Source organism: Paenibacillus sp. MY03, assembly GCF_002165585.1.
GTDB lineage: Bacteria > Bacillota > Bacilli > Paenibacillales > Paenibacillaceae > Pristimantibacillus > Pristimantibacillus agaridevorans.
Window position 1 is genome coordinate 263,541 of sequence record NZ_MXQD01000001.1, and the last position, 11,044, is coordinate 274,584.

Below are 11,044 nucleotides of genomic sequence, written 5' to 3' on the forward strand. Positions count from 1 at the left end.
GTCAGCAGGTGATCATGATAATGGCCAAAAAAGAACCTCAGTCGCAGCCTAACAAGCCGCACGCCTCCTATGGCATCCCGTTTTCCGTTCTGGACGTTGCACCGATCGTGCAAGGCGGGACGGTCGCGGAGTCGCTTCGCAACTCGCTAGATTTGGCGCAGCATGCCGAGAGCTGGGGCTACAATCGCTACTGGCTGGCGGAACATCATAACTCGCCAAGCATCGCAAGCTCCGCCACATCGGTCGTCATCGGCCATGTGGCGGGCGGCACTTCGCATATTCGCGTCGGCGCCGGCGGCATTATGCTGCCTAACCACGCGCCGCTTGTCATTGCCGAGCAATTCGGAACGCTGGAGGCGCTGTTCCCGGGACGCATCGATCTCGGGCTGGGACGCGCTCCAGGCACGGATCAGCTAACGGCAACCGCTCTTAGGGGAGAGAGAGGGACCAATGGTGGCAACTTCCCGGATCAGCTGGAGCAGCTGCGAGCGTTTATGGACCCGCAGAGCTTCGAAAAAGCGATGGCCGTTCGCGCCATCCCGGGCGAAGGCGCCGACATCCCGATTTGGCTGCTCGGCTCCAGCGATTTCAGCGCGCAGCTGGCGGGGCAATTGGGCCTTCCGTTTGCATTCGCTGGCCACTTCTCTCCAACGTTTACCGTGCCGGCCATGAAGTTGTATCGCAGCTCCTTCAAGCCGTCAGCCGTGCTGGACGAACCGTATGGGATGGTCGCGGTAAACGTCGTGGCAGCGGACACCGACGAGGAGGCCGCTTATCTGGCTACCTCCATGCAGCAGCTGTTTCTGGGCTTTGTCAGAGGGCGGCCGGGACCGCTGCCGCCGCCGGTCAAGGATATGGAGTCGCTGTGGACGCAGCAGGAGAAATACATGCTGCAGCAGCAGTTGGGCTCCTCCATCGCGGGCAGTCCCGCGACGGTGAAGGAGAAGCTGTCCCAATACATCGAAGCGACTGGCGCGGACGAGATTATGATCGCCGCCCATATCTTCGATCACGCTGCGCGCGTCCGGTCGTACGAAATTATTGCGGGGTTATAAAGAATAAGAGCGGAACTCCTGATTGGGGTTCCGCTCTTTTTAAGCTTTTAATATGGTGGAGCAATAATCGCAGGCTGCTTCTTGTCCGACGACCATATTTTTGGATGCGCCGCAGTTTCGGCATATGACCGTCTTAGGAGGCGCAGTTACTTTCGGTACAAACAGCTTTGGTGCGGTTTGCGGAACGTTATGTTTGTTCTGCATGGTCTCCATAGCCGGTCGGCGTACGGCTTGCCTTGCCCTGTCGCCAAATGCAGCGTATTCCGACGCACCGTTTCGCAATTGCTGCTGACGGAAGTTTTCTTCTGCTGCCAGTTGCCCTTTACGGCGAAGCTTTCTCCCATACAGAATAAGAAGAAGGGAGGGAACACCGAAGAAAATAACCGTAAAAGTTAAATAATAGTTGACGTTTTGCGTGTCCTTTTCGGTAATAAGAACGCCGATGAATACAGGAAGAAAGATCAGAGCTCCTAAAATAATGCCAATCGTTAACATAATCGTGCCCCATACGCGCATGATGTCCCTCCTCTCTCAGATAGCGCCATTTAGCTCAGGACAGTGCCGCAATAATCGCAAATGGCCTTTTCTCCGCCGGCCACATTTTTGGAGGCGCCGCAGTTTTTGCATACGGCCGTCTTTGGCTCGGGAGGAGGAGAAGGGGCTGCCGAAGTCTCTGAAGTCTCCGAAGTCGACCTGGAAGATGCTTTTCGTTGTTGGTTCAATTCCTTGGCCCGCCTGTTTAAAGTGTCCAACCACTCATCCACTTGATCCGGTGCGTTATTGCTATGTTCATAGCTCGAATAAGAGTCGGATGGAGGCACCGGTGCCGGTGCCGGTCTTGCAGGCCGAGCAGCCGTCGGAGGCTCCGGAACGTAGGGACGAGGAGCTTCAACTGCTGGTTTCTTTCTTCGAAACAATCGGACTCCGAAAAAAATAAGCAGAAAACAGGGGGTTCCTAAAAAAATCAATAAAATAATAGCTGCCGCAACTTTAGTAGCCATGTCGTCATTTTCAATAAAAATAAATATGAGCACGGGCAGAAACATCGTTACGGTCGCCAATACCCCAACGATAAACATAATAGCTCCGAGAACGCGCACGTCGTTTCTCCTTTCCTAACCTTTGCTTGCCGCTAGCTGCCGGTTTCTTTGTTTGATGTCATTATTAAGACCGATGATGGCGCGGCGCAACTCGGGAACGGAGGCGGCTTGCTCGGCGGCGCTCCCTCCGCTTCGGGATTCTAGTTTATCCGTCAGCAGACGCAAATCGATCTGAAGCGTATATTCGACGGTAGCAAGCTCGGACACGGTGGCAGGATCGCTATAGCGGATGGAGTCGACCAGTTGGTCCATCTCCTTCGCCAGCAAACGTCGCTCTCCCTCGTTCCATAGCTGAAGCATATCTCTGGCTCGCTGAGCGTCGCTTAGCAGCTCATTCCAATCGGCGGTGCGACGTTCGTCCCTGCGCTCGCCGCCGCTGATGTGGTTGTTCGATAAATACAGAATGGCTCCCGCTAGAGCCGCTCCGACGAGCAGCAGGGCTTGGATGCTCAAGTAGAGCACGGCCGGAAGAAAGACTAGAAAAGCCGCTATAATGGTACCCAGCCAATAAGCCGCAACCACATAGCCGAATGCCGCAAAGGCGGCGATTGAGGAGCGAAGCTCGCCTCGAAGAAGCCGCGAGACGTACAGCCATGCGGCCGTCTCTGCCAACAGCAAGGCGAATAACGCGGCCAGTGACCGCACATCTCCCGTCGGAAGCGGGCTTGCGGTCCATACGATTACCAATGTAAGGACGGCTATGGCAACGAAGATGATAAACGCCGCAATCGGCGCATAGTTTCTGGACCTCATATCGGTTTATCCTCCTTGCGTTTGCCCGGCGCCGCAATGATTGCAAAAGCGCGCGCTGCCATCAATCGTCTCTTTGCAGCTCACGCAAGGCTTGGGCAGGGAAGTTCCGCACTCCCTGCAGTGGGAGCTGCCCTCCGGCGTATCGGCGCCGCAAGAGGGACAGGCATGGTATCGGTCGCCGCAATGCGCGCAGAACTTCGCTCCCGCGACCAGCGGCTTGCCGCATTTGTCGCAATTGTGCGGAAGCACCGTAAGAGGGGGCGGCGTCGCAGGGGCTGTCAAGCTTTTGCCGCAGCCGCTGCAGAACATCGCGCCTTGCATATTCGTCGTGTGACAGCCCGAACAGGATATCCCGGGCGGCGCCACGTCCATGGCTCCTGCCACTTGTGTCATTTGGGGGCCAAATGCGTTGCCAAGCGAATCTCCTATTCTGGCGCTCATAAATAACGGCTGCATGCCGCCGGAGTTGTTCGCGGCTCCTTCCAATATGCTCAGAGAGCGGTCTTGCTGATACGAATAGCCGACGACATCCATCTCCAAACGTTTGTTCAGCACCTTGCGCAGTTGAGAGATGGAAGGATCGTCCTCGGGCACGTTAATATTTTCAAAGTAAAAATTATGTACTTTAATGCCGAAATCCTGGAGCTCCACCGCAATCTCGTGCTCCACGTGCGTGGAAAGATCCCGTACGAACGCGTTGATCTCGAGCGTACTGATTCCCTTCTGGATCAAATAACTCGTCAGAATCCCCGTAATGTTCATCATGACGACGCCGCGCAGATGGCGGCTCAGCTCTTCCCTGTTAAATTCTCGCATCGTGCCGACCAGCTTGAGCAAAAATTTGCGGCTGTCCTCGATGGTCAGGCCGAACTGGCCGAATGCGCGCACCGGAACGATAATATTGTATTTCGGATCTTTAATCTGGAGCGGCGTACTCGTTCCCCACTTAATATCGATCGAGCTGGCCTTGTTGACATACCAGACCTCGGCCGTGAAAGGAGATTTGCCGCCGAAAGGCAGGTTAATGACATGATTAAGAATGGGAATGTTCGCCGTGCTTAGCGTATGCCGGCCAGGCCCGAAGCTGTCCAGCGCTTTGCCGCCTTTAAACAGGATGGCTTCCTGGGATTGATTAACGATTAATTGGGTCCATGTTCCCAACTCTTGATCCGGGAATTTCCAGGCATACACATCGGAAGGACCATCATATTTGACAACATCGATTAATGCCATTACTGTCACCTCTTTAAATAGTTGGAGAATCGTCCCAACATAATCTCCTACTATAGTAATCGAAATCGAGGCCGAGGGCTATAACTTTGCTGAAAACCGGCATTTTTGAACTTACACTTTAGAAGATTAATAGGCTTTACGGCCGATACCCTCTCTGCAGCTCGCTGATCGAATAACCGAAATCCATCTGCAGGTGAGGATAGTCCTTGAAGCCCTTCCAGTCGCCGCCCCAGCTGAACCCCAGCCCCTTTGCTATGTTTACGACCTCAAGCCAGTCTGGTTCCCCATTTCGGTTTCCGTCATATTCCATATCCCAGATGACCTGTCCTTTCTTTGTCTTCAAAGCAAAATCGATCGCGAGTCCGTAGTTGTGATAGGATTCGCCACCGCGCGCATGAGTGACGACTGGACCTTTTGCCGTCCGTCCCTGCTCGAACAACGTATCCTGATCGGCATGGCTTCTGAAGTCGTCGGTAATAAGAATTCCGATGCCGATCTTTGCGCTTTCTTCCACAAGCTCGTTGCTCTTGGCTAATACGACGGGATGAAGACCAGTGACGGGCGGCGCGTCTTTCTGTATAAACGGCAGTATTCTGCCGAGTTCGTCCGTGCGGACTGCAAGCATGGAGGCAACAAACATCAAAAGGAAGAGAAGAACCAGCCAATTGCGAATTCTCCTGCTTTTTCCGCGGGGGCTGCGACGATGCGGCGGCGGCCATGGGCCAGAAGGCTGGAGATGTTGCGTGGGCTGCGGTCTGTATTCGGGCATATCGTGAATCTCCTAACTGTTAGCTGTAATAGTGATTCTTTTACTATAAAGGTTTGAGGGTGGAGGATACAACTGAACAAAGGTTGGGGATTGCAAGCGGCAGTTGGTAGAACGAAAAAAAGATCCACGAGAAAAATCGACGAGGAGAAGGTGATTTTATTCAATTTAGATAGAAAGCGGGAGTAAAAGTGAAGTTGGAAAAACGAGGAAGTAACTGGATGTTGGAAGGTTGAATGAATAGTTCAATAGTCAGGCGATGTCTTTGTGACGAGGCTTAACCTCTTCTTGCTCGTATTTGGAGCCTCTCATCATGCGAAAGCTAAGCAATAAGCACATTATAAACAGCAGGCCGCCGAGTGCGTTCCATAAAATAAAAAGCATCGTGAATTCCACCTTTTCAACACCAAAGCTTCGAGCCATTTCCCTACAATATTGGCGTTATCGACATTTTTTGACGTTCTCTGCTTCTATCATACACGAGGCCGTTAAACATATTCTGAACACCACGATTGCACGAGTTCAGTATATCGTTTTCAACAAACCAGCATCTATGACTCCTTCTACCAGACAACTCTGATTATCAAATTCCTTACACCATACCAGTTCGACAAAAACTTATTTAAAGTTTTGAAAAAAAAATAGTCCAAAAGACCATGAGTATGCGTAAATTGGGTCTGAATGACCATCATTTGTTCAGTATGTGTTCAACGCGCACTGATATACTTTTAAAAAAAACGAATTTCGTCCGGATCTAGCAAATCCTGTCGAAATGGAAGAAGGAGAAATGGAATGTCGGCGTTGAGATTGATGCAGAAGAGCAGGAAAGGAATATCGATCCTGCTGGCGATTAGTTTGGTCTTGTCGTTGTGGCCTATCTCACAAGTGAGTGCTGCGGTAAAGGACAATATCCCGGATGTGGCTGTTTTGGTAGGTAATGCCTTGATAGGCAATCAGTCAGAAGACCCGGGCAACATGTTTTCCAACTTTGCAGCAAATACTCCGGGGTTTTCTTATAGAACTCACGTTGTAGAGACTGCCGGATTAAGCGGTGGCACCATTAGGATGCGCCAAGGTGGTTGGATTGAATTAGAAATAAATGTAAGACAGAATGAGACTCTCAGGCAACTTGCCGCCAGTGGCCACGCTGAAGTTGAGATGGGCTGGGCTAATTTGTTTTGGTCCGAAGAAGGCTTCCCAAATTATAACTACCAAGGGACCTACGCGCATATGATCGTCGAGAACAATGGCATCGAAGTGGAGAGGCTGGAAGAGGAAGCATGGCACGGCGGAGTAGGTTCTCGCAGCTTGACAGCCAACATAACGACCGACTCGGTGATTAAGATCCGCGTAGCAGGCGTGCGAGACCACATTCAGGAAAAGCCAGTCGGAGTCGACAGAATGTATGTTCACTTTAAGGACGAAGTCGCTCCAGTTCTAACCGCCTATACGTTCGGTGGAAACGGATTGCAAAGAACCAATCCTAATACAGGTCAACAAGAACTATATGTCAAAGAAAATGAGTACATAAACTTGACTTATCAGTTTAGCGAGCCTGTTCGTCCTTACGGTATTGTACCAAAGACCGGCAATGTATTACCTCCGGATACGGACGCTTTCCTGCGTCACGAATTATTCGTTAACGAAGACGGAACGGGGTTGCCTGCCCAGGGGCAACAGCAATATCTGATTAACCAACAGTATGACAGTACTGAAAACAGTTTGAAAAAATATTATAAATCGATTACATACAACTATACGGGGACTCGTTACCATACCAGCGGCAATTTGCCACTGGAGCCCGCGATTAGCGGTACAACCGACGCAAACAACGGCATGCTGCTTGGAGAAAAGCTAAAGGAAGCGGAATTTATTGATGCGGCAGGTAACGGCGCAGTCATTAATTATGTGGATATTAAGCCGGATAGCGCCAGCGATCAACATATTCGCGGAAAAAACGTAAACGATCCATTTAACTTCGACAGAAGCGGTTTCCGCATCATAGTTGATGCGGTTCGTCCGAAATACTCAAAAACGAGCAACGGCATTCAACCTGAGATACTGACAGGAGTTACGGTCAACGACAATGATACGATCGACTTCGCAGTTCAATTTACGGAAGAGGTCACCGCTTGGCGAAACCATACCTCTTCATGGGACCCCGCCGGTATGTTCCTTCAATTTAATAACGGCATGAAAGCCTACTATAAGGCAAGTCCAGGAACAGGCGTGGGAACGAAAACCTGGTTGTTCAGCACGACGTTGACAGACGATATTGATCTGGAGACGCCGCTCCTCAAAGTCATCATGCTAGCGCATGACAACAAGCCTACGGATACGCTGGTCGTTCAGGATTATGCGGGCAACCTGCTCTTCCAACCGGCGAATTACAAAGGAAACCATGTCGACGGCGATACGTCTTATATGGACTCTACCATCGATTGGGCGAACTTGATGATCGACAACACGCCTCCGACGATCGGTTTCTTCTTCGAGGATGAGGGAGCGACGGCCGAAACGTACCGAAAGAACGGCAAGGTGACGATCGCGGCAGACGATCCCGTTATCAATGTGCCTCCTCTCGAGCCGACTATTCCGGGGATCGAAATGCCTACTGTGCTTCCGAGCCGGGGAATATACAGGCCGTCCAACATGACGGGGGAAGCGGCACCGTCCGTTGGTTTGGTTTACTACGTGTGGAGCCAAAGCCAAGCCAATCCGTTCGGAGACAAGGGGATTGACGAGTATGCCGCGCTTAAGCGCTTCTCGCTTACGGGCAAACAGCCGCGCGAGGATCTGTATCCGAGCGAATATGCGGACTTGAATTTGGCGGTCGTCAACAACAAAACTAGTATGATTGCTCCGCCTTCGGAAGCATTGCTCCCCGCAAACAGCGGCGTCTGGTATATGCATGCATGGACAGCAGATATGACATGGGATTCCGCAAGGGAGCTTGCGCAGTATGCAAAGATGAAAACCTATATCGCTGACCATCCCGATCAATATCAAGCCTGGAAGGACGAGCGCGACGGGTCCGAACCCGACAAAATTATTTATGCGGATGCAAAAGCGCTCGCGGCGGTTGGCGATTACGCCGATCTGGATATTTGGAGTTTGGAAGATTTCAAGCAAGACGATTCCAACTGGCAATACGGCATGACGCCATTTTTGCTTGATAATCGCGTACCGGAAGTAACGTTTACGGATATTGCCGGCAACTTGACGGCGGAAGCTGTTATCACAGTTCGGCTTGAGGATCCTCATAGCGGACTACGGGATGCAGCCTTCCAATTCGTCAAAAAAGACGAGCAACCAAGCGACGCAAGCTGGCAGGCTTTAACGCCGAACGGCAGTGGTATCGCAACGATTTCAACGCTGAACCAAGTCTATGAGGACGGGAAATACACGCTATTCGTGAAATCTTCCGACCAAGCGGGCAACGAAGTAACAGTGCCGCTGGATCAGTCGATTACGATTGATTCCACGTCCACGGTCCGATCCGCATTCTTGCCGGCTTCGGACCCAAATTACGTAAACACGCATCTAGTGGAATTTTATCTCAGCGGCATTGTTCCGGCTAACGTCAAGTATGCCGTTACTTCCAGCGTTGCCCGTCCGACCAACGATGGGGCTTACACGACGGTAGAACCAATCATCATCCGAGAAGCAGGCGATTCAGAATCCGTAACTGCGCCGGTAGCTGGCGGCGAGTACGGTTACGTCTTGCCGATCGATCCGGCTTTGAACGGCATGGTATACGTTCATGTCGTTGCCGACCCTGGCGACGGCAGCCGACTATATACGTTCGCCAAGGCTTATTACTTTGACAACCAGCCGCCAACGGTTGGATTTAGCCGCACGGCCGTGCCTTATCCGCAGCAGAAGCATGAAGTGACTGTTGCCGTGGCTGAGGAAGCGGGCCGTGCTGCAATCAACATTCGTAAATTTCAATGGGTTAAAGAGGGAAGCGCCGATCCCGATGCACTCTCTGGCGCATGGCTGGACCTGCCAGCTTCGGGTCTAGTCGAGATTGATGCCGAAGGTCTTATCGCACCGGGCGAAACCGTGAATTTCCGCTTATTCGCATATGCCGCGGACGCGGCAGGAAATATGACGATTACCTCTACGGGACTATTCGCGTTAGCGATGGATAACTCCGAGATTCCGTCAGGTGGAAAGTCTAATCTGATTCATCTCTACGGAGATTCGAACGATGGTTATACCGGCATCATAAAGCTAGATCTGGATTCGCCTGATAAACGCGGATATGAATACTCGATCTCTGCCGATGGTGGGACAATCTGGTCCAGATGGCAGCCTTATACGAATTTTGTATCGGTCGAGCTGCCAACCGACAATACGACACTTCTGAAAATTCAACTTAAATTCAGAAAGAATGGCGGTCCGAGCGGAGATCTACAAGACCTGATCATCGGGGAATTGCCTGACAGGGAGCCTGTTTACGCGCTTGCGAAGCTGGGCAACACCAAGCCGGTCAAATCCTCCACTGGAGTGGACATTCAAATTACGCCGCCGCTCGGCGTTCGAGTCAAGCCGGCAGCGGATAATCCGCCATCCGGAGTCGAACAGCGCGGCAATACTTTCAAGGTCAGGGCAAATGGCTATTATGCCTTCGATCTTACTGATCTTGGCGATACTTCACGGACTGACAAGCTCTACGTAGTCGTCGACAACATCGACGATACGCCTCCTGTGGGAAGCATCTACTACATGAGCGTGACGCCTACGAACGGCAATGCCGTTGTCAAGCTCGAAAGTAATGAAGCCGTGCGGGTTCTGAACAACAATGGACGGAATACCTACACGTTTACGGATAATGGTTCATTTACTTTCCGGTTTGCCGACGAAGCGGGCAACGAAGCGATGGCCGTAGCGACGGTATCGAATATCGACAAGACCGCTCCGAGCGTTCGGATTGTACGCACATACGAAGGACAAGCAGGGTCTAACGTCTCCTTCGGTACGATATTGGGGGAAACCGGAAATGTGCGCTTGGCTTCCGGAGTGATACTGACGGTGGAGAAAAGCGATCCGCAAGGAAAGGATTTTAACGTGGTCGGCGGTCAGTCCTCAATTGTAACGAACAAAAACGGCACTTACTCGTTTACGGTAAGCGATAGCTTCGGCAATACGACTATAGTGAGCGACACCATTAATCACGTTGTAGAATCCGCTCCGATTCCTGCTAGCGTAGAGACGACGTTCGTGGACGTGAATGGAGTTCCTTTGCCGGAGAGCATGATCAAAACGATCGGTGGCAAACGTTATGCGAAAGGCAAGGTCCAGTTGTCGATTAGCGGCGAGACCATGCCGGATAATCTTGTATTCAGCGGAGTTAAGCCAGCATTGAACGTAGCTGGCGAATATACGAACTTGATTAGCGATAACGAAGGGAAGTATACGTTAACTCGCATAATCGAGGGCAATGGATCAATCGTAGTGCCATTGACGGATATTCTTGGACAGACAAATAAATTAGCAGTCAAGATTGAAGGATTGGATAATACGCCACCGTCCATCACGTTGTCGCAGCCATTTGCCGGGGTCGTCAGAAACAAGGCGAACTTTGATGCGAAGGTCGATCTGGGCGGATACACGGTCAGCGACAATGTTTCCGAAGCTGCGAATGTGACTGTAACCGTCACAGAGCTGGATCTGAGCACCCTCGGACACAAAAAGATTACTTATACAGCTACCGACGAAGTAGGAAACTCCTCTTCCGTAACGCAAGAAGTGTATGTCGTCAACGGCGATGGACTTTTGATTTTTGCTAACGGCATGTTGATCTCATCGTCTCTAGGTCAGACAACGTTGTTCGATTCCAACAAACTGACGTTCACGATTAGCGGATTCAACCGCATGAACGTTGGCGGAACCGATATGATCAACGAATGGGGCACGTTCGATGTTCTGTACCAATCCGGTCTGTACAGAGAAGGACAGTTGAAGACGATCGCGACGAAGCTTACCTACGATGAGCTTGTTTCCAAAAGCTTCGCGGTGGAATTCCCGAAAGCGGGCTGGTATACGATTATCGTTCGCACGCAGGAGCGTGAACGCGAATTCGCGACGTTCTTCGTTAGCTCGGTCAAGTAAGAAAGAATGGCTGGAGGTGC

Annotated in this window: 6 protein-coding genes; 2 read left to right on the forward strand and 4 right to left on the reverse strand. The window is 51.4% G+C overall.

Annotated features, from left to right (window positions below):
• The first annotated feature begins 20 nt into the window (after window positions 1-20).
• Window positions 21-1,055, forward strand: coding sequence for an LLM class flavin-dependent oxidoreductase (locus B1748_RS00870; protein WP_087565972.1), 1,035 nt, complete (start codon window positions 21-23; stop codon window positions 1,053-1,055).
• Between the two features lie 39 nt (window positions 1,056-1,094).
• Here the strand turns inward: B1748_RS00870 and B1748_RS00875 are convergent, their stop codons facing one another.
• The 4 genes from B1748_RS00875 to B1748_RS00895 all read right to left on the reverse strand — a co-directional run bounded on the left by B1748_RS00875 (window position 1,095) and on the right by B1748_RS00895 (window position 4,910).
• On the reverse strand, window positions 1,095-1,571 hold the full coding sequence (locus B1748_RS00875; protein WP_087565973.1) for a hypothetical protein: 477 nt from the start codon (window positions 1,569-1,571) through the stop codon (window positions 1,095-1,097).
• Window positions 1,572-2,170: 599 nt separating this feature from the next.
• The gene (locus tag B1748_RS36260; protein ID WP_143810208.1) at window positions 2,171-2,908 is read right to left on the reverse strand and encodes a hypothetical protein; all 738 of its coding nucleotides are present in this window, start codon (window positions 2,906-2,908) and stop codon (window positions 2,171-2,173) included.
• Window positions 2,909-2,914: 6 nt separating this feature from the next.
• Entirely contained in the window at window positions 2,915-4,141 is a 1,227-nt protein-coding gene (locus B1748_RS00890; RefSeq protein WP_143810209.1) for an SPFH domain-containing protein, read from the reverse strand.
• A gap of 136 nt (window positions 4,142-4,277) precedes the next feature.
• Entirely contained in the window at window positions 4,278-4,910 is a 633-nt protein-coding gene (locus B1748_RS00895) for a M15 family metallopeptidase (protein ID WP_373271235.1), read from the reverse strand.
• Between the two features lie 789 nt (window positions 4,911-5,699).
• Here B1748_RS00895 and B1748_RS00900 point away from each other — a divergent pair.
• The gene (locus B1748_RS00900; RefSeq protein WP_087565976.1) at window positions 5,700-11,024 is read left to right on the forward strand and encodes a DUF5011/hyalin repeat domain-containing protein; all 5,325 of its coding nucleotides are present in this window, start codon (window positions 5,700-5,702) and stop codon (window positions 11,022-11,024) included.
• The last annotated feature ends 20 nt before the right edge of the window (window positions 11,025-11,044 follow it).

Coding starts and splice junctions, on each gene's coding strand:
- B1748_RS00900 (WP_087565976.1), top strand. CDS start 5,700: ATGTCGGCGTTGAGATTGATGCAGAAGAGCAGGAAAGGAATATCGATC.
- B1748_RS00875 (WP_087565973.1), bottom strand. CDS start 1,571: ATGCGCGTATGGGGCACGATTATGTTAACGATTGGCATTATTTTAGGA.
- B1748_RS36260 (WP_143810208.1), bottom strand. CDS start 2,908: ATGAGGTCCAGAAACTATGCGCCGATTGCGGCGTTTATCATCTTCGTT.
- B1748_RS00890 (WP_143810209.1), bottom strand. CDS start 4,141: ATGGCATTAATCGATGTTGTCAAATATGATGGTCCTTCCGATGTGTAT.
- B1748_RS00895 (WP_373271235.1), bottom strand. CDS start 4,910: ATGCCCGAATACAGACCGCAGCCCACGCAACATCTCCAGCCTTCTGGC.
- B1748_RS00870 (WP_087565972.1), top strand. CDS start 21: ATGGCCAAAAAAGAACCTCAGTCGCAGCCTAACAAGCCGCACGCCTCC.